The organism is Serratia sp. CY56464, assembly GCF_052168435.1.
Taxonomy (GTDB): Bacteria; Pseudomonadota; Gammaproteobacteria; order Enterobacterales; family Enterobacteriaceae; genus Serratia; species Serratia marcescens.
On sequence record NZ_JBJNMV010000001.1, the window covers coordinates 1,991,181 to 2,009,430 of the forward strand.

Annotated in this window: 21 protein-coding genes; 12 read left to right on the top strand and 9 right to left on the bottom strand. The window is 60.8% G+C overall.

The annotated features are described in order from the left end of the window. Nucleotides 1-24: 24 nt before the first annotated feature. Both ACJ8KE_RS09675 and ACJ8KE_RS09680 read right to left on the bottom strand, forming a co-directional pair. A complete protein-coding gene (locus ACJ8KE_RS09675) occupies nucleotides 25-720 on the bottom strand; it encodes an N-acetylmannosamine-6-phosphate 2-epimerase (RefSeq protein ID WP_116403741.1) in 696 nt (231 codons plus the stop codon). Then, nucleotides 717-2,273 (bottom strand): PTS transporter subunit EIIC, encoded by a 1,557-nt coding sequence (locus ACJ8KE_RS09680; RefSeq protein WP_306376705.1) that lies wholly within the window; start codon nucleotides 2,271-2,273, stop codon nucleotides 717-719. Before ACJ8KE_RS09680 ends, ACJ8KE_RS09675 begins: the two co-directional genes overlap by 4 nt. Before the next feature lie 167 nt (nucleotides 2,274-2,440). On the opposite strand from ACJ8KE_RS09680, the gene ACJ8KE_RS09685 reads away from it, so the two are divergent. Further along, nucleotides 2,441-3,268: a MurR/RpiR family transcriptional regulator gene (locus ACJ8KE_RS09685; RefSeq protein ID WP_028127982.1), complete on the top strand. Its 828-nt coding sequence runs from the start codon at nucleotides 2,441-2,443 to the stop codon at nucleotides 3,266-3,268. On the opposite strand, the gene ACJ8KE_RS09690 is transcribed toward ACJ8KE_RS09685, so the two are convergent. After that, nucleotides 3,269-3,616, bottom strand: coding sequence for a DUF1294 domain-containing protein (locus ACJ8KE_RS09690; protein ID WP_028127981.1), 348 nt, complete (start codon nucleotides 3,614-3,616; stop codon nucleotides 3,269-3,271). A gap of 150 nt (nucleotides 3,617-3,766) precedes the next feature. On the opposite strand from ACJ8KE_RS09690, the gene ACJ8KE_RS09695 reads away from it, so the two are divergent. Together ACJ8KE_RS09695 and ACJ8KE_RS09700 are read left to right on the top strand one after the other, a co-directional pair. Further along, the gene (locus ACJ8KE_RS09695) at nucleotides 3,767-5,206 is read left to right on the top strand and encodes a DUF2867 domain-containing protein (RefSeq protein WP_079449452.1); all 1,440 of its coding nucleotides are present in this window, start codon (nucleotides 3,767-3,769) and stop codon (nucleotides 5,204-5,206) included. Between the two features lie 158 nt (nucleotides 5,207-5,364). Next, nucleotides 5,365-6,375, top strand: a complete 1,011-nt coding sequence (locus ACJ8KE_RS09700; protein ID WP_004928393.1) for an NAD-dependent epimerase/dehydratase family protein — start codon at nucleotides 5,365-5,367, stop codon at nucleotides 6,373-6,375. Here ACJ8KE_RS09700 and ACJ8KE_RS09705 read toward each other — a convergent pair whose 3' ends face one another. Further along, nucleotides 6,376-7,212 (bottom strand): N-acetylmuramoyl-L-alanine amidase, encoded by an 837-nt coding sequence (locus ACJ8KE_RS09705; protein ID WP_097102445.1) that lies wholly within the window; start codon nucleotides 7,210-7,212, stop codon nucleotides 6,376-6,378. It lies immediately after the preceding gene. A gap of 187 nt (nucleotides 7,213-7,399) precedes the next feature. Here ACJ8KE_RS09705 and ACJ8KE_RS09710 point away from each other — a divergent pair, with 187 nt between their 5' ends. Next, nucleotides 7,400-8,881: a DUF3300 domain-containing protein gene (locus ACJ8KE_RS09710; protein WP_097102447.1), complete on the top strand. Its 1,482-nt coding sequence runs from the start codon at nucleotides 7,400-7,402 to the stop codon at nucleotides 8,879-8,881. Between the two features lie 49 nt (nucleotides 8,882-8,930). On the opposite strand, the gene ACJ8KE_RS09715 is transcribed toward ACJ8KE_RS09710, so the two are convergent. Further along, nucleotides 8,931-9,254, bottom strand: coding sequence for a heavy metal-binding domain-containing protein (locus ACJ8KE_RS09715; protein ID WP_004928400.1), 324 nt, complete (start codon nucleotides 9,252-9,254; stop codon nucleotides 8,931-8,933). Nucleotides 9,255-9,413: 159 nt separating this feature from the next. On the opposite strand from ACJ8KE_RS09715, the gene ACJ8KE_RS09720 reads away from it, so the two are divergent. From ACJ8KE_RS09720 to ACJ8KE_RS09755, 8 genes are all read left to right on the top strand, one after another. Beyond that, nucleotides 9,414-9,956: a lipoprotein gene (locus ACJ8KE_RS09720; protein ID WP_097102449.1), complete on the top strand. Its 543-nt coding sequence runs from the start codon at nucleotides 9,414-9,416 to the stop codon at nucleotides 9,954-9,956. Nucleotides 9,957-10,219: 263 nt separating this feature from the next. Next, on the top strand, nucleotides 10,220-10,948 hold the full coding sequence (gene artP / locus ACJ8KE_RS09725) for an arginine ABC transporter ATP-binding protein ArtP (protein ID WP_016928352.1): 729 nt from the start codon (nucleotides 10,220-10,222) through the stop codon (nucleotides 10,946-10,948). A gap of 32 nt (nucleotides 10,949-10,980) precedes the next feature. Then, entirely contained in the window at nucleotides 10,981-11,712 is a 732-nt protein-coding gene (gene artJ, locus ACJ8KE_RS09730) for an arginine ABC transporter substrate-binding protein (protein WP_004928409.1), read from the top strand. Nucleotides 11,713-11,721: 9 nt separating this feature from the next. Further along, nucleotides 11,722-12,438 carry an arginine ABC transporter permease ArtQ gene (gene artQ / locus ACJ8KE_RS09735; RefSeq protein WP_028127976.1) on the top strand — a complete coding sequence of 239 codons (717 nt, stop codon included), beginning with the start codon at nucleotides 11,722-11,724 and terminating at the stop codon, nucleotides 12,436-12,438. Continuing rightward, nucleotides 12,438-13,106 (top strand): arginine ABC transporter permease ArtM, encoded by a 669-nt coding sequence (gene artM, locus ACJ8KE_RS09740; protein WP_033637817.1) that lies wholly within the window; start codon nucleotides 12,438-12,440, stop codon nucleotides 13,104-13,106. The genes artQ and artM overlap by 1 nt, the downstream gene beginning before the upstream one ends. A 199-nt stretch (nucleotides 13,107-13,305) precedes the next feature. After that, a complete protein-coding gene (artJ, locus tag ACJ8KE_RS09745; RefSeq protein WP_016928355.1) occupies nucleotides 13,306-14,040 on the top strand; it encodes an arginine ABC transporter substrate-binding protein in 735 nt (244 codons plus the stop codon). 101 nt (nucleotides 14,041-14,141) lie between these two features. After that, nucleotides 14,142-14,393 (top strand): type II toxin-antitoxin system Phd/YefM family antitoxin, encoded by a 252-nt coding sequence (locus tag ACJ8KE_RS09750; RefSeq protein ID WP_016928356.1) that lies wholly within the window; start codon nucleotides 14,142-14,144, stop codon nucleotides 14,391-14,393. After that, a complete protein-coding gene (locus tag ACJ8KE_RS09755; RefSeq protein WP_016928357.1) occupies nucleotides 14,383-14,667 on the top strand; it encodes a type II toxin-antitoxin system RelE family toxin in 285 nt (94 codons plus the stop codon). Before ACJ8KE_RS09750 ends, ACJ8KE_RS09755 begins: the two co-directional genes overlap by 11 nt. Here ACJ8KE_RS09755 and rlmC read toward each other — a convergent pair. The 4 genes from rlmC to potH form a co-directional block, all read right to left on the bottom strand. Then, nucleotides 14,664-15,791 (bottom strand): 23S rRNA (uracil(747)-C(5))-methyltransferase RlmC, encoded by a 1,128-nt coding sequence (rlmC, locus tag ACJ8KE_RS09760; protein WP_028127975.1) that lies wholly within the window; start codon nucleotides 15,789-15,791, stop codon nucleotides 14,664-14,666. The two genes, ACJ8KE_RS09755 and rlmC, sit on opposite strands and share 4 nt — an antisense overlap. 69 nt (nucleotides 15,792-15,860) lie before the next feature. Then, nucleotides 15,861-16,340, bottom strand: coding sequence for a YbjO family protein (locus ACJ8KE_RS09765; protein WP_028127974.1), 480 nt, complete (start codon nucleotides 16,338-16,340; stop codon nucleotides 15,861-15,863). Between the two features lie 104 nt (nucleotides 16,341-16,444). Continuing rightward, complete coding sequence (potI, locus tag ACJ8KE_RS09770; RefSeq protein WP_016928360.1) at nucleotides 16,445-17,290, bottom strand: putrescine ABC transporter permease PotI; 846 nt, start codon at nucleotides 17,288-17,290, stop codon at nucleotides 16,445-16,447. Continuing rightward, nucleotides 17,287-18,249 (bottom strand): putrescine ABC transporter permease PotH, encoded by a 963-nt coding sequence (potH, locus tag ACJ8KE_RS09775; RefSeq protein ID WP_442517227.1) that lies wholly within the window; start codon nucleotides 18,247-18,249, stop codon nucleotides 17,287-17,289. The genes potI and potH overlap by 4 nt, the downstream gene beginning before the upstream one ends. Nucleotide 18,250: the final 1 nt, after the last annotated feature.

The following is an 18,250-nucleotide window of genomic DNA, read 5'->3' on the forward strand; positions in this document are numbered from 1 at the left end:
CCTCCCGGTGCGCCGGGAAGTCTCTTATCGCCCGCCGATGGCGTCGACAAAGCGGCGGGTGATCTGTTGCGGGCGGGTAATGGCGCCCCCTACCACCACCGCATGCGCCCCCAGCGACAGACAGCGCGCGGCCATCGCCGGCGTTTCGACATTGCCTTCAGCGATGACCGGCACCGATACCGCCGCCAGTACCGCACGCAGAAAGCCGAAATCGTTATCCGCCAGTCGGGCGCCCCGGCTTTCAGCGGTATAGCCGTACAGCGTGGTGCCCACACAGTCGAAGCCCAGCCTGGCGGCCTCTTGCGCCTCCTCCAGGGTGGCGATGTCCGCCATCAGCAACAGCCGGGGATACCTGGCGCGGATCGCGGCGACCAACGCGGCCAGCTGCAACTCCCCCGGCCGCGGGTGGCCGGTGGCGTCCAGCGCGATCATCTGCGGCGCCGCCGCCATCAACGCATCGATTTCGCGCAGGGTCGGCGTGATATACACGTCGCTGCCCGCATAATCGCGCTTTATGATGCCGATGACCGGCAGCGCCACCGTGCGCATGATAGCTTTAACGTCTTCGACGCCGTTGGCGCGGATCGCCGCCGCGCCGCCTTGCTCGGCCGCCAGCGCCATGCGCGACATGATAAAATCGCTGTGCAGCGGCTCGTCGTCCAGCGCCTGGCAAGACACCACCAGGCGCCCCTCAATCTGCTGTAAAATGGAAAGCGTCATAAATCCAACAACTCCTCGACTTCGTTTCTAATGATGGTGACGTGCGGACCGTAGATCACCTGAACACCGTTGCCGCGAACGATAACCGCCCGTGCGCCGCTGGCTTTCAGCCCGCTTTCGTCCAGCAGCCGGCTCTGTTTCACCGTCACGCGCAATCGCGTGGCGCAACAATCCAGTTCGACGATATTCTCTTTGCCGCCCAGCGCTGCCAGCACCTGTTGCGAGCGTTCGGTGCCCGTCATCACCGCTTCCGGCGCAGCTTCCGCCTCGCGCCCCGGCGTTTTAAAGTTGAAGCGCAGGATCAGGAAACGGAACGTGAAGTAGTACAGGAAGAACCAAGGCACACCGACTAGCGGGACGTATATCCAGTGGGTTTTCGCTTCGCCCTGCAGCACGCCGAACAGCATGAAATCGATAAAGCCGCCGGAGAACGTCTGGCCGATGGTGATATGCAGGATGTGAGCGAGCATGAACGCCAGGCCGTCGAACAGCGCGTGCACCACGTACAGCGCCGGTGCGACAAACAGGAACGAGAATTCGATAGGTTCGGTGATGCCGGTCAGAAACGAAGTCAGCGCAGCCGACAGCAACAGTCCGCCGACGCGTTTGCGGTTCTCGGGACGCGCACTCTGGTACATCGCCAGGCAGGCACCGACCAGGCCGAACATCATGGTGATAAAACGGCCGGACATGAAACGCGCCGTGCCAATGTAGAACTGCTGTGTATTCGGGTCGGCCAACTGGGCGAAAAAAATGCGCTGTGTGCCTTCCACCAGCTGTCCGTTGATCACTTCGCTGCCGCCAAGCGCGGTGGTCCAAAACGGTAGATAGAAGATGTGATGCAGGCCGAACGGCCCGAGCATGCGCAATACGAAGCCGTAGATAAAGGTACCGAGATAGCCGCTGGCGTCTACCAGCCCGCCCATGCCGAAGATCAACTGTTGGAAATGCGGCCACACCACCGTCATCAGGGCACCGACCGCCATCGCCGCCAGTGAGCTGACGATCGGCACAAAGCGCGAGCCGCCAAAAAAACCCAGGAACGGTGGCAGCGCTATCTTGTTATAGCGGCCGTGCAGATACCAGGTCACCAAACCGATGACCACCCCGCCGAACACCCCAGTCTCCAGCGTCTGGATCCCGAGAATCGTTCCCTGCCCCACCGCGCCCGCGTTCTGCGTGGCCAGCGTGCCGTTGATTTTCAACAGCGCATTGATGGTGGCGTTCATTACCAGATAGGCGATCAGCGAGGCCAGCCCCGCCGTGCCCTTGTCGCTTTTGGCCAGCCCCACCGCCACACCGACCGCGAACAAGACCGCCAGGTTGGCGAACACAATAGCACCGGCACTGGCCATCACGGTAAATATGCTTTGCAACCAGCCGACATCGAGGAAGGGATACGCCTCGACGGTATTGGGATTGGATAGCGCACCGCCGATCCCCAACAGCAGACCAGCCGCCGGCAGCACGGCGATCGGCAGCATGAACGACTTGCCGAACAGCTGGGCTTTTTCGAACCAGCCGCCGGAGCGCGGCAATTCTGGTGTTGACATAAATTTTCCCCCGACATCACTTTTATGATGAAAATTTTTACCACAAAATAATATTTTTAATGAAAAATTTATTCATAACGATGATCGGCTTCACAATCCGTCGATTTCACTGGCGAGCCGCGGCGTCTTTCCGCCACAATAGAAACGGGAATACTCAGAAAGGTAACGTGATGAATACAGGCAACTTGTTATTGCGGCTGCGGCAGGATTTGGCAGGGTACAGCCCCACGCTGCAAAAGCTCGGCAACTATCTTCTTGCGGAGCCCTCCCGCGCCGTTTACCTGACCATCACCGAACTGGCGCGTGAAAGCGCCACCAGCGAAGCCAGCGTCACGCGGCTGTGCCGCCATCTCGGCTGCAAAGGCTATACCGAATTTAAAATGGCGCTGGCCCTCAGCTTGCAACAAAGCCAGCCGGAAGCGGCGACGCGCCAAAGCGCGGCGGAAAATTTGGTGGAAGAGAGCGTACAGGCGCTGCGGGATACCGGCGCGCTGTTGGATCCGCAGGCGCTGCAACAGGCGGCGGACAGCTTGCAACGTTGCGCTTCGGTGCAGATTTACGGCGTCGCCGCCAGCGCCATCATCGGCGACTTCCTGCACTACAAGCTGTTGCGCCTCGGCAAACCGGCGCAGCTGTTCAGCGACATGCACCGGGCGGCGATGAATGCAGCCTCGCTGAGTGAGCGGGATCTGCTGATCGTCATCTCCAGCTCCGGCTCAACCAAGGACGTGCTGCATGCGGTGACGTTGGCCAAAGGGCGCGGCGCACGCGTGATCGCCGTCAGCAATACCCAACGCAGCCCGCTGGCCAAGATGGCGGATACGCTGCTGGTGGCGGCCAAACCGGAAGGGCCGCTGACCGCTGGCGCCCTGCCGGCCAAGGTCGGCGCCATGCTGCTGGTGGAGTTGATGATCGCCGAACTGACTCAGCGCGATCCCGCCTACGCTCAGGCGATGCAGACCACCGCCAGCGCGACTCTGCCGCTGCTGCTGTAATCAGAAGATCCAGCGGCCGTAAACCCAATACCACAGCCCCAGCACCGCCGCCAGATTGAGCGCCACGCTGAGGATGAACCAGGTTTTAAACGGCTGTTTCTGGGTTTTGTGGCGAAACAGCTGCTGCGCCAGCAGCGCGCCCAACCACCCGCCCAGCGCGCCGAACAGCAACAGCGTCGCCTCCGGCACTCGTCGCCATCCCTTGCGCGCCGCCAGCTTATCGCCGCCGTAGATCAGAAACGTCAGCAGGTTCGCCAGCAGCAACCCCATCCACACCGGATGCGGCGAGAAAAAACTGGCGATCAGCGCCAGGCCCAGCAGGGCGTAACAAATCACATTGAGCTTCATGGCATTCGGTTTTTCGTGCGATAAGGGGCGCGTAGTGTGAACCTGCGCCGCGGCGGATGCAACCGGCTTATACCCATACAAAATGTGCATTTAAACCCTGAATTTGGCATCCTGTCGTTCTGCGATTCTTTCACCGCACAAGGCGGCCCGATGACACCCCAACGCGTACTGGTTCTTGGAGCCAGCGGCTATATAGGCCAGAACCTGATCCCGCACCTGATCGAACAGGGGCACCAGATTACCGCCGCCGCGCGGCGCATCGAGTGGCTGCAGGCGCAGAACTGGCCGCAGGTCAACTGCCTGTATGTCGATCTGCACCGCCCGGACACCCTGAGCGCGGCGCTGTGGGAGATAGATACGCTGTACTATCTGGTGCACGCGATGGGCGACGGCGACGACTTTATTGAGAAGGAGCGCCAGGCGGCGGAAAATCTGCGCGACGCGCTGCGCAATGCCGGCGTCAAGCAGGTGATCTTTCTCGGCGCGCTGCAGCCGAACGACGACAGTTCGCCGCACCTGGAGGCCCGCCGCCTGACCGGCGAGATCTTGCGCCAGAGCGGCGTGCCGGTGACCGAGCTGCGCGCCGGCATCATCGTCGGCCCTGGCTCGGCGGCGTTCGAAGTGATGCGCGACATGGTCTATAACCTGCCGGTGCTGACGCCGCCGCGCTGGGTGCGCTCGAAGTCGTCGCCGGTGGCGCTGGAGAACCTGCTGGTTTACCTGGCCGATCTGCTGGCGCACCCGGCGGAGGAACACCGCATCTTCGACGTCGCCGGGCCGGAATACCTCAGCTATCAGGACATGTTCCAACGCTTTATCGCCATCAGCGGCAAACGGCGCTGGCTGATCCCGATCCCCTTGCCGACGCGGCTGATTTCGGTGTGGTTCATCAGCCTGATCACCTCAGTGCCAACGCCGATCGCGCGCGCGCTGATCCAGGGGCTGAAGCACGATCTGCCCGCCGACGGCCGGCCGCTGCAAGCCTTGATCCCGCAGCGTCTGCACACTTTTGATCAGGCGGTCACCGCCACGCTGCAGCGCGAACTGGAGGTGGTCGATTCCGCCGACTGGGGCTACGATCCGGCGGCGCGGGCCCGCTGGCGCCCCGGCTACGGCTACTACCCGAAACAGGCCGGTTGCGCGCTGAATACCGCCGCCAGCAGCCAGGCGCTGTGGCAAACGGTGCAGCAACTGGGAGGTGAAGAAGGCTATTTCTACGCCAATATCCTGTGGCGGATCCGCGCCCGCATGGACGACATGATCGGCAACGGCGTGGTCTATGGCCGCCCGGCGCGCGCGACCCTGGCGCTGGGTGACGAAATCGACGGCTGGAAAGTCATCACGCTGAAACCGCTGCGGCAACTGGCGCTGCTGTTCGGCATGAAGGCGCCAGGGCTGGGGCGATTGAGCTTCACCATTACCGATCGCGGCGATCGCCGCACGCTGGACGTGCGCGCTTGGTGGCATCCGGCCGGCTTCAGCGGGCTGCTGTATTGGTTCGCCATGATGCCCGCGCATCTGTTCATTTTCCGCGGCATGGCGAAGCGCATCGCCGAGCTTGCCGAGAACCTGGACCGCCAACAGCGCTGAACGCCGTTCATTTGTCGATCAACCGCACAGTTTGCCGCTGTGCTTCGGGGCTTTCCGATTGCATAGCGCACGAAATCACGGAAGAATGGCATCTTATTTGCTGGGAGCGCCGCAAGCGCCCGCCGGTATTCCGATTTTGGGTGAGAATAGAGTCCGTTATGAAGGTATTGGTCACCGGTGCCACCAGTGGGTTAGGCCGTAACGCCGTTGAATATCTGCGCCGTCAGGGCATCAAAGTGCGCGCCACCGGCCGCAACCAGGCGATGGGCGGCCTGCTGGAAAAAATGGGCGCGGAGTTCATTCATGCCGATCTCACCAACCTGATCTCTTCGCAGGCCAAGGCGATGCTGGCGGACGTCGACGTGCTGTGGCACTGTTCCAGCTTTACCTCGCCCTGGGGCACCGAAGAAGCCTTCGAACTGGCCAACGTCCGCGCCACCCGCCGCCTCGGCGAATGGGCGGCGGCCTATGGCGTGGCGCAGTTCATTCACATCTCTTCCCCGGCGATCTATTTCGATTACCACCATCACCGCAACGTAACCGAAGACTTCCGCCCGCAGCGCTACGCCAATGAGTTCGCGCGCAGCAAGGCCGCCGGCGAGCAGGTGATCCAGCAGTTGGCGCTGTCCAATCCGCAGACCCATTTCACCATTCTGCGCCCGCAGGGATTGTTCGGGCCGCACGACAAGGTGATGCTGCCGCGGCTGCTGCAAATGATCAAACGCTACGGCAACCTGCTGCTGCCGCGCGGCGGCGCGGCGATGGTGGACATGACTTACCTGGAGAACGCGGTGCACGCCATGTGGCTGGCGACGCTAAAAGAAGACACGCCGTCCGGCCGCGCCTACAACATCACCAACCAGCAGCCGCGTCCGCTTCGCACCGTGGTGCAGCAGCTGATCGACGATTTGGGCATGAAGTGTCGCATCCGCTCCGTCCCCTACCCGATGCTCGACATGATGGCGCGCGGCATGGAGCGCCTGGGCAGCAAAAGCGAAAAGGAGCCGGTGTTGACCCACTACGGCGTCGCCAAACTCAACTTCGACCTCACGCTCGATACCACTCGCGCGCAGCAAGAGCTGGGCTATCAGCCGATCGTCTCGCTGGAAGAAGGCATCGCGCGCACCGCCCGCTGGCTGAAAGATCACGGCAAACTGCACGGCCTGTAATCAACGCCACGCGCCGTACTTCACCAGCAGCGCATCGATAATCGCCTCACTCTCTGCATCCGGCTCACCGCGCACATCGTCGGGCCGGAAATGCATCTGAAACGCCGCCAGCACATTGCGCTGCTGCCGCGCATCCCATGACGCATCAACCGCGTAGCCGTAACGCGCCAGCTTATCGAGCAGCGGCATCATCGGCACCGGCGCATGGCGATCGCGCCCCGCCAGCAAACGCTGCACGTCTCGTTCGTCCGGCCAGGCGCCGATGCCGGCCTGCGCCAGCTGCCGCCAGGGGAACAGCGGGCCGGGATCCTGTTTGCGCTGCGGCGCGATGTCGCTGTGCCCCACCACGTCCTGCGGCTGGATGCCATAGCGTTGGATGATGTCACGGCTCAGCGGGATCAGCACGGCGATCTGCTCCGCCGTATAAGGCTGCCAATGGGTGAACAGCATGCTGCGGGTGAACCCCTTGTTGACGATTTCGATGCCGATCGAGGTGTCGTTGAGGTTGCTGCGGCCGCGCCAGGCGCTGGCGCCGGCATGCCAGGCGCGCATCGCTTCCGGCACCAGCCGGTACACCGTCGGTTTGCCGTGTTCGCGCTGCGGATGCGCCGGCAACAGGTAGTGCGCGCTGACGTGTTCATCGGTCAGCGTTTTCAGCGATGAATGGAAGTCTTCCGCCGTATAGTGCATCACCAAAAAGCGAATGCGCCGATCGGCGCCCTGCGCCTGGTGCAGCGTCTCGAGCTGGTAAGCGCCGCGATCGACGAGCGTGTCCTGTTGCGGATTTTGGCACCCCGCCAACAGCGCGGCGGCGATGATCCCTGGCCAAATTTTCACTTATCCTCCTGATTGGCGTCCGTGAGAGATGTAACGCGACGCGATTGACCTGTATCCAATCATCACGTTCGTCGAGAAATAATGACAGACAACGCCGATGTGCAAGCGAGTGTTGCTCCCGGCTGGCGGCCTTTCCCGCCCATGATAGTCTCAAAGTATCATCTGCGCTGAAAGAGCGGAGTCGAACATGTTCACGCCACGCTATCTGTCCTGGTTGCTCTGTGCCGCCATGCTGCCGCTCAGCGGCTGCGATCGGCAAAAAGTCGCCGATGCGATGGGCGGGAGCGCGCCGCCCTCGGCTGCATCCGCCGCCAATGTGAGCGCGCCGGCCTATACGCCGCTGACCGCCGACCAGCTGTACCAGTTGGTCAGCCCGGTGGCGCTGTTCCCCGACAAGCTGCTGGCGCAGGTGTTGGCCGGCGCGGGTTATCCTGACCAAATCAGCGCCGCGGATGCCTGGCTGGCGCAAAACCGCGGGTTGCAACCGGCGGCGCTCAGCTCAGCGGCCGACGCTCAGCCTTGGGATCCCAGCGTGCGCGGCCTGGTGCAATTCCCTGACGTGCTCGATCAAATGGCGAAAAACATCCCCTGGACCACCGCCCTGGGCAGCGCCTACCTGAACGATCCCACCGACGTGATGAACGCCATTCAGGTGATGCGTCAACGGGCGGCCAGCCAAGGCACGCTGAAAAACACCCCGCAGCAGCGCATCGTCGTGGCCCCCACCACCCGTTACGTTGAGCAGCAGCCCTATCGCCAGCGCGTGGTGGCGGCGCCGGGCGAAACCATCGTCATCGAACCCAGCCAGCCGGATACGGTTTACGTCCCGCATTACGATCCCTGGGTGGCCTACGGCACGCCGATCCCAGCTTATCCGAGCTATCGGTATCAACCTTCGGGCTACAGCGGCGGCGACATGTTGGCGGCCGGCGTGATCAGCTTCGGTGTCGGCATTGCGGTCGCCTCATTGTTCAATCAGCACAACAGCGGCTGGCACAGCTGGGATATGCGCTGGGACGATCGACGCCAACCGGTGGTCTACCGCGATGCGCCCTACGTATCGCATTCCACCACCGTGGTGAATCGCGTCACCAACATCAACCAATATAACAACGTGAACAATGTGAATCGCAGCATCCATACAGTGAATAACTACAACAATACGACCGCCGCACCGACGCCGTATTTCAACCCGCCGACGCCTAACGCGCAGCCGCGTGTCGCGCCTGCGGCCCATGCGCCGATGACCCTGCCGACCTTTGCGCACACCCAGCCGGTAGCGGCCGCGCCGCACGTGCAACAGTCGGCCAACGCGCCCCATGTGCAACAACCGAGGAGCATGCCGACGTTCACGCATACCGCGCCGGCGGCGCCCCACGCGCAGGAGCCGATGGCCGTGCATGCTGCGCCGGTGCATCCATCCGCCGTGCACCCCCAGGTTCAGATAGTGCCGCACGTCGTTCAGCCCGGGGCGCGCGAACCGGCCGCAACGCTGCATCCGGCGTTAGTGCGCCCGGCACCGGTGCCGCAAGCGCGCATCATGCCGCATCCTGCCCCGGCGCCGCAGATCCACCAGCCGTCCGTTCAGCCAATGCCGCATCGCCAAGCGCCGGCGCCGGTGAAACCGCAGGAACACCGCCCGATCGCCGAGCAGCACAAGGTGGGATGAACCTACAGGATGTCGCCCCGGCGAAACGGCCGGGGCGCGGAGAATGGCGTTAGCGGCTGACTTTCACCGCGGTGCCGCTGACGGTCACCATCAGCATGCTGCCGTCTTTGCCAACGGTTTCATAATCGATATCAATGCCGACCACCGCGTTGGCGCCCAGCTCTTTCGCCTGATCTTCCAATTCTTCGAACGCGATCAAGCGCGCCTTGCGCAGCTCTTTCTCATAAGCGCCCGAGCGGCCGCCGACGATATCGCGCACGCCGGCGAAGAAATCACGAAAAATGTTGGCGCCGAGGATCGCTTCGCCGGTGACGACGCCGCAGTATTCGGTGATGGTGAACCCTTCCAGGGTCGGGGTAGTTGAAAGCTGCATCAGAATTCCTTGTTTGATTAATTCAACGTATCTATGACCAGAAGATTGGCGTTATGTTCGCTTAATCAATGGCACGCAGTACGAATGCAAGGCAAAAAAACGCATTTATACTGTAAGCTATCGGTCTTCATGGTAGAGACTTTCACATAAGGTAATAAGATGAAAACAAAAACGATTGCGGCTGTTTTACCCTTAGCGCTGTTGCTGAGTGCCTGTACCACGGTGGAACCGGCATACAAGGATATCGGCACCCGCAGCGGCAGCTGTGTGGAAGGCGGCCCGGATACGGTCGCGCAAAAGTTCTATGACCTGCGCATCCAGCAGGGCGCCGGCCTGCCGGACAGCAACCGCCTGGCGCAGCTGCAGCCCTATCTGAGCAAAGTACTGTATCAGGATCTGGTCAGCGCCGCTCAAAACCCGGGCAAGCATCAGATAACCGGCGATCTGTTCTCCGGCAATGCGCAAGGGCCAAGCAACGCCTCCGTCGCCAGCGCCTCGACCATTCCTAACACCGATGCGAAGAACATCCCGCTGCGCGTTGATCTGAGCTACCAGAAAGACGCCAACAGCACCGTGAACTGGCAAGACGAAGTGCTGATGGTGCGCGAAGGCACCTGCTGGGTGGTTGATGATATTCGCTACCTGAATGTTCCAGCGCACGCCACCAACGGCAGCGTGCGCCAGGTGCTGGAAAACCAGTAACCCGCCTTCCCCGGCCGACGCGGGCTTGCCGCGTCGGTCATCCCCGCCGCCCGCTAGTTGCTCAAATTTCGTCCAATAGAAAAAATTTCGCTACCGATATCACAGCCTGCGCCACAAATCCCCTCCCTCGGCTTGAGTCGCGGTATCTTGTGCTAATCTTTTACTGTCCCGCCGCACACTCATAAATTTTAACGCACAAAGATTGCATAAGTATTCTGCGGAAGTTAACATTTGCGGCATCAATGTCTATTCAATTCTGGCGCATGAGTATTCAACTTAACGGTATCAATTGCTATTACGGCGCTCACCAGGCGCTGTTTGACATCACGCTGGATTGTCCAGCCGGGGAAACCCTGGTGCTGCTTGGCCCAAGCGGCGCCGGGAAAAGCTCATTGCTGCGGGTGCTGAACCTGCTGGAAATGCCGCGTTCGGGCCAACTGCAGATCGCCGGCAACCAATTCGACTTCAAACAGGCGCCGGGCGAGAAAGCCATTCGCGAACTGCGTCAAAACGTCGGCATGGTCTTCCAGCAATACAACCTGTGGCCTCACCTCACCGTGGTTCAGAACCTCATCGAGGCGCCTTGCCGCGTGCTGGGTCTGACCAAGGCTCAGGCGATGGAGCGCGCCGACAAGCTGCTCAAGCGTCTGCGCCTGACCGACTTCGCCGATCGCTTCCCGCTGCACCTTTCCGGCGGCCAGCAGCAGCGCGTGGCGATCGCCCGCGCCCTGATGATGGAACCCCAGGTGCTGCTGTTCGATGAACCGACCGCGGCGCTGGATCCGGAAATCACCGCTCAGATCGTCAGCATCATTCGCGAACTGGCCGGCACCGGCATCACGCAGGTGATCGTCACCCACGAAGTGGAAGTGGCGCGCAAGACCGCCAGCCGCGTGGTGTACATGGAAAACGGCCACGTGGTGGAGCAAGGCGACAGCAGCCACTTTGCGCAGCCACGGACCACCGAGTTTGCCAACTACTTATCACACTAACAATTAACTTGCTGTAATTTGGGGATTTTGCGATGAAAAAACTAATAATCGCCGCCGTTCTGGCCGGCATCAGCGTTTCCGCCTCCGCAGCCGAAACCATCCGTTTCGCTACCGAAGCCTCCTATCCTCCATTTGAATTTATTGACGCCGGCAACAAAATTCAGGGTTTTGATGTCGATCTGGCCAACGCGCTGTGCAAAGAGATGCAGGCCGAGTGCACCTTCACCAACCAGGCGTTCGACAGCCTGATCCCGAGCCTGAAGTTCAAGCGTTTCGATGCGGTGATGGCCGGCATGGACATTACGCCGGAGCGTGAGAAGCAGGTGCTGTTCACCAAGCCTTACTACGATAACTCGGCGCTGTTCATCGCGCAGAAAGGAAAAATCGCCGACGTGGCGGCGCTGAAAGGCAAGAAAGTGGGCGTGCAAAACGGCACCACCCACCAAAAATACCTGACCGACAAGCACCCGGAAATCACCACCGTGCCTTACGACAGCTACCAGAACGCCATTTTGGATCTGAAGAACGGCCGCGTTGATGCGGTGTTCGGCGATACCGCGGTGGTCAACGAGTGGCTGAAGCAGAATGACGCGCTGGCGGCAGTGGGCGCCAAAGTGACCGACAAAGACTACTTCGGCACCGGCCTCGGCATCGCGGTGCGCCAGAAGAATACCGATCTGCAGGGCAAGTTCAACGCCGCTCTGGACAAGATCAAGCAGGATGGGACCTATGAAACCATCTACAAAAAATGGTTCCAGCAGTAATACGCCCAAATGAATGAATTACAACCTTTAGCAAGCGCCGCCGGCATGACCGTCGGCCTTGCCGTTTGCGCCCTGATCCTCGGGCTGATTCTGGCGATGCTGTTCGCCGTATGGGAATCGTCCCGCTGGAAAGCGGTCAGCTGGCTCGGCACCGCTTGGGTGACCGTGTTGCGCGGCCTGCCGGAAATCCTGGTGGTGCTGTTTATCTATTTCGGCTCGTCGCAGCTGCTGCTGATGCTCTCCGACGGCTTTACCCTCAACCTCGGTCTGTTCCAGCTGCCGATTCAGCTGGCGATCGACAATTTCGAAGTCAGCCCGTTCCTGTGCGGGGTGATCGCCCTGGCCTTGCTCTATTCCGCCTACGCCTCGCAGACGCTGCGCGGCGCGCTCAAAGCGGTGCCGCAGGGGCAGTGGGAATCCGGTCAAGCGCTTGGACTGAGTAAGGCGGCGATCTTCTTTCGCCTGATCATGCCGCAGATGTGGCGCCACGCCCTGCCCGGCCTCGGCAATCAGTGGCTGGTGTTGTTGAAAGACACCGCGCTGGTGTCGCTGATCAGCGTGAACGATCTGATGTTGCAAACCAAGAGCATCGCCACCCGCACCCAGGAGCCTTTTACCTGGTATGTGATCGCGGCGGCCATCTACCTGCTGGTGACGCTGTTCAGCCAATACGTCATCAAACGCATTGAGCTGCGCGCCACGCGCTTTGAGCGGGGGCCGGTCTGATGATTGAGTATTTGCCGGAAATCCTCAAAGGGCTGCATACCAGCCTGACGCTGACCGTCGCCGCGCTGATCGTCGCGCTGGTGCTGTCGCTGCTGCTGACGGTGATCCTGACGCTGAAAACGCCAATCCTGACGCCGCTGGTCAAGATCTACGTGACGCTGTTCACCGGCACGCCGCTGCTGGTGCAGATCTTCCTGATCTACTACGGCCCCGGTCAGTTTCCGGCGATCCGCGACTATCCGTGGCTGTGGAACCTGCTGTCGCAGCCCTGGCTGTGCGCGATGATAGCGCTGGCGCTGAACAGCGCGGCCTACACCACGCAGCTGTTCTACGGCGCGGTGCGCGCCATTCCCGCCGGGCAATGGCAGTCGTGCGAAGCGCTGGGTATGTCGCGCCGGCAGACGCTGCGCATCCTGCTGCCGTTCGCCTTCAAACGCGCGCTGTCGTCTTATTCCAACGAAGTGGTGCTGGTGTTCAAAAGCACCTCGCTGGCCTATACCATCACGCTGATGGAAGTGATGGGCTACAGCCAGCTGATGTATGGCCGCACCTACGACGTGATGGTGTTCGGCGCCGCCGGCCTGGTGTACCTGTGCGTCAATGGCCTGCTGACGCTGCTGATGCGACTGGTGGAGCGCCGCGCGCTGGCGTTTGAGCGCCGCAACTGAGGCCGCTGCCCCCATGAGCCCCGCCATTGTGCGGGGCTTTTTTTACCCCTCAAAGCAATACTTAATCATTTATATTGCATTTTAATTCACTCAGTGGCAGGGTTAACAACAGGCATTCGCACAAAAACCTCTGGCGATTACCAGTAAAAACAAACGATAGCGAATAATCACTTTCAGGATCCAGACAGGAGCTCTACGCATGAAAAAACTGCTGCTTGCCGCGACGATGTTGGCCGGGATGACCTTTAACGCCGCCGCGGCCGAGACTATCCGCTTCGCCGCCTCCGCCACCTACCCGCCGTTCGAATCGCTCGACGCCAACAACCAGATCGTCGGTTTCGATATCGATCTGGCCAACGCGCTGTGCAAGCAAATGCAGGCGCAGTGCACCTTCACCAACCAGGCGTTCGACAGCCTGATCGCCGCGCTGAAATTCAAAAAATACGATGCGGTGATTTCCGGGATGGATATCACGCCGGAGCGCAGCAAACAGGTCGCCTTCACCCAACCTTACTACGCCAACTCGGCAATCGTGATCGCGCAAAAAGGCAAGTTCAGCTCGCTGGCGGATCTGAAAGGCAAAAAGCTCGGCATGGAAAACGGCACCACCCACCAGAAATACATGCAGGACAAGCACCCGGAGATTAACACCGTTTCTTACGACAGCTACCAGAACGCCATTCTGGAGCTGAAAAACGGCCGTATCGACGGCGTGTTCGGCGACACCGCCGTGGTGAACGAGTGGCTGAAAACCAACCCGCAGCTGGCGCCGGTCGGCGAGCACATCACCGATGCGCAATACTTCGGCACCGGTCTCGGCATCGCGGTGCGCCCGGATAACCAGGCGCTGCTGGCCAAGCTGAACGCCGCGCTGGACGCCATCAAGGCCGACGGCACCTACAAAGCCATCAACGACAAGTGGTTCCCGCAGTAAGTCCGCATGTGGAGTCGCCCTCCTTCGGCGGCTCCATCGGATTGCTACCGCATCCGGTTAGTGCTAAATTTGATACTGAATTTAGCACCAAGGATAACATCATGACGGTTCAACCCATTCTCGCCGACTCCGCAGTTAGCATCAGCGATTTTAAAAAATCGCCCAACGCCGCCCTTAAAGAGGCACAAGGGCAACCGGTCGCCGTCCTGACCAACGGTAAGATTTCGGGATATTACGTCTCTCCGGAAACCTGGGAGGCGATCGCGGAGTACCTGGAAGATCTCGAACTCGCTGAAATCGTTCGTTCACGGATGAACGGCAAACGCATTAAGGTCAATTTGGATGACTTATAAGCTTGAATTCGAAGAACACGCACTGAAGGAATTTAAAAAACTGTCCCCGGCGATCCGGGAACAGTTCAAAAAAAAGCTGGCATCCGTGTTGGTTAATCCCCACGTCCCCGCCAACAAACTCGCCGGTTTGCCTGATTGCTACAAAATCAAACTCAGAGCCTCAGGCTTTCGTTTGGTGTATCGCATCATGGAGACGGAGATCGTGGTTCTGGTCCTTTCTGTGGGCAAACGCGAACGTTCAGCGGCTTACACGGCTGCCAAAAAGCGCCTTTAATGCCGCACCAACAGCGTCAACACTTCGTAGTGCGCGGTATGCGGGAACATGTCGAACAGCTGCACCCGTTCGATGCGGTATCCCGGCAACATCTCGATATCTTTCGCCATGCTCTCGGCGTTGCAGCTGGAATACAGAATGTAATCCGGCGCCATCCGGCTCAAATAATCGCACAGCGCCTGGCCGATGCCGCGCCGCGGCGGATTGACCAGCACCAGCTGCGGCACCTGGCCTTCGGCGGTGGCGAAGCGGGTGGAGTCGAGCGCCTGAAAATCGACCTGCAACAATCCTAACCGCTGCGCCGACTGGCGCGCGCAGGCGATCGCTTCCGCGCTGATTTCGATGCCGGTCAACCGCGTTTGCGGCTGCGCGCAGTGCAGGCCGAAACCGCCGACGCCGCAGAACAGATCCCACATGCTGTCGATACCCAGCGCGCGCACCCAGTCGCGGGCGGTGGCATACAGTTCGGCGGCCACCTGCGGGTTGGTCTGGAAGAAGCTTTGCGGGCGGATGAACAGCGGCACCTGATTGAACTGTTCCTCCAGCGCCTGCTGTTCGGTCAGCGCGATCTCGCGCTCCCCTTCCATGATCGCCATATGCACCGGCTGGATATTGGCGGAGATCACCTTGAGCTGCGGCAGCTGCTGCTGCAGCCACGGCAGCGCGGCGCGCAGCTGCGCCAGCTTGGTTTCCGAGCGCAGCACGAAGCGCAGCATCACGCCGCCGTCGAGCGTGCTTTCGGTCAACAGCAGGTATTTCAGCTCGCCGCGTTTGCGCGCCACGTTATACGGCGTCAGGCCGGCGCGGGCGATGAAGCTTTTCAGCACCGCAAACATCGGCGCAAAGCCGGCGGGATACAGCGGGCAATCGCTCAGGTCGACCGGCGTGCCGTCGCGGTGCAGCATGCCGAGCAGCGGGCGCTCCACGCTGCCGCTGACCACCATCTTGGCTTTATTGCGAAATGCGCTCAGTTCCCCCGCCGCCGGCTGCAGCCACTGCGCGACGTCGCGCCCGGCCAACAGCGAGTGCAGGTGATGCTGTTTGTCGGCCAGTTGCTGCGGATAGGGCTTTTCCAGCCACTGACAGGAACGGCAGGTGCCCGCCGTATACAAAGCGCAATGCATGAAGATTACCGTGAAGTTCAGGATGACGAATTAAGGGCGCAGAGTTTACCACTCCGCGCGCCTAAAATCTCACTTGCGCGCGGTGAAGAAGCGGCGGCTGGCGGCAGGAACGAACAGCAACGCCAGGATCACCGCGTCGGGGATCTTTTGCAGGATCAGAACGTGCAGGATTTGGCCGCTGGTTTCCCCCTCCACGGTGAACACCTCGGGGAAGACGCTGCCGATGGTGGCCAACAGCAGGTAAAGCACCACGATGCACTGGCAGGCCACATAGCCCCAGCGCCCCCAATTGCGGCCGCGCATCACCGCAAAGCCGCAGCTGATTTGCAGGCACAGCAGCATCAGGCCAGCCAGAAAGATAAAGGTGGAATCCCACGCCTGCGCGCTGGTGTTGACGAATTCCTGCGCGCCGTCGACGCCCAGCTCGCCCAGCAGCAGCACCACGCTGATACACTTGATCGCCACCATGGCGGTGCCCGCCACCATCACCGGCACCGGCGCATCCGAAGTCGATCCCATTCCCTGCCCGCTTTTCAGCATGTCTGACATATCCGTGTTCCGCTACGACGCGCCACCTATACAGGTGGCGCATGTAAAGTCAGGTAGTTAGTTGCAATACTTATTGATTGCAAAAATAGCAGGTTTGTTACGATTCAGCTACGGGCCGCCCGCTGCAATTCACGCGATCGTTGTTTTTCCGAGCGCGCCATAAACCACCAGGCGATCAGGCCGAGGATGCCTACCACCAGCAGGATCAGACTGGCCAGCGCATTGATTTCCGGATTCACCCCCATGCGCACGCTGGAGAACACCAGCATCGGCAACGTGGTGGCGCCCGGGCCGGAGACGAAACTGGCGATCACCAGATCGTCCAGCGACAGGGTAAACGCCAGCATCCAGCCGGAGATCAGCGCTGGCGCAATCATCGGCAAGGTGATGACGAAGAACACCTTCAGCGGCGGCGCCCCCAGATCCATTGCCGCCTCTTCAATCGAGCGATCCACCTCGCGCAGACGCGAGCTGATGACCACCGCCACATAAGCGGTACAGAAGGTGACATGCGCCAGCCAGATGGTAAACATGCCGCGCTCTGACGGCCAGCCGAAGGCATGCCCCATCGCCACGAACAGCAGCAGCAGCGACAGGCCGGTGATCACGTCCGGCATCACCAGCGGCGCGGTCAGCATAAACGCGAAGCCGGTCGAACCGCGAAAGCGGCCGAATCGCACCATCACCACGGCGGCGATGGCCCCCAGTACCACCGCGGCGGTGGCGGAGGCGGCAGCGATGGTCAGGCTGAGCCCCACCGCGCTGATCATCGCCGAATCGTGGAACAATTCGGTATACCAGCGCGTGGACCAGCCGGCCCACACCGTCACCAGCTTGGAGCTGTTGAAGGAGTAGATCACCAGCATCAGCATCGGCGCATACAGGAAGGTAAAACCGATCGTCAGGATGGCGATGCGCCACGGTGAACGCACTACCGGCAAGTTGTTCATTCCTGCCCCCCTATTTCCTTGTTCTGGTGTTTGTGGAACCACAAAATTGGCACGATCAGCAACAGCAGCATGATGGTGGCGACCGCCGAGGCCACCGGCCAGTCGCGGTTATTGAAGAACTCCTGCCACAGCACGCGGCCGATCATGATGCTGTCCGGCCCACCGAGCAGTTCCGGGATCACGAACTCCCCCACCGCCGGAATGAATACCAGCATCGAACCGGCGATGATGCCGCCCCGCGTCAGCGGCACGATCACGCTGAAGAAGGTTTTCAGCGGCCGCACCCCCAGATCCAGCGACGCCTCCACCAGCGAGTAATCCAGCCGGATCAGCGCCGTGTAAATCGGCAGCACCATAAACGGCAGATAGGAATAAACGATGCCGATATACACCGCCAGGTTGGTGTGCAGGATCACCAGCGGTTGGTCGATCACCCCTAGCCACATCAGAAAGTTATTCAGCGTGCCGTTGTTTTTCAGGATCCCCATCCAGGCGTAAACGCGGATCAGGAACGAAGTCCAGGAAGGCAGGATCACCAGCAACAGCAGAATGTTGCGGGTCGACGCCTTGCTGTGCGCCACCGCCCAGGCCAGCGGATAGCCGATGATCAGGCAGCACAGCGTCGAGACCGCCGCCACGCGCAGCGACTGCAGGTAGGCATCGATATACAACGGATCGTCGGTCAGCTGCAGATAGTTGGCGAAGTTGAGCGCAATGTTCAGCTTACCGTCCACCCAGCTCATCAGCTCGGTGTAAGGCGGCACCGCCAACGCCAGCTCCGCTAGGCTGATCTTGAACACGATCAGGAACGGCAGCATAAACAGCAGCGTCAGCCATAAATACGGCAATGCGATTACCAGCTTGCGGCCGTGAGCCATAAGCAGGCGATGGAACAAGGCCTTGAGGGTGGCCGGCGTTTTGGCCGGCGGTTCCGGCGTGCGTTCAGAAAGCAGGGACATA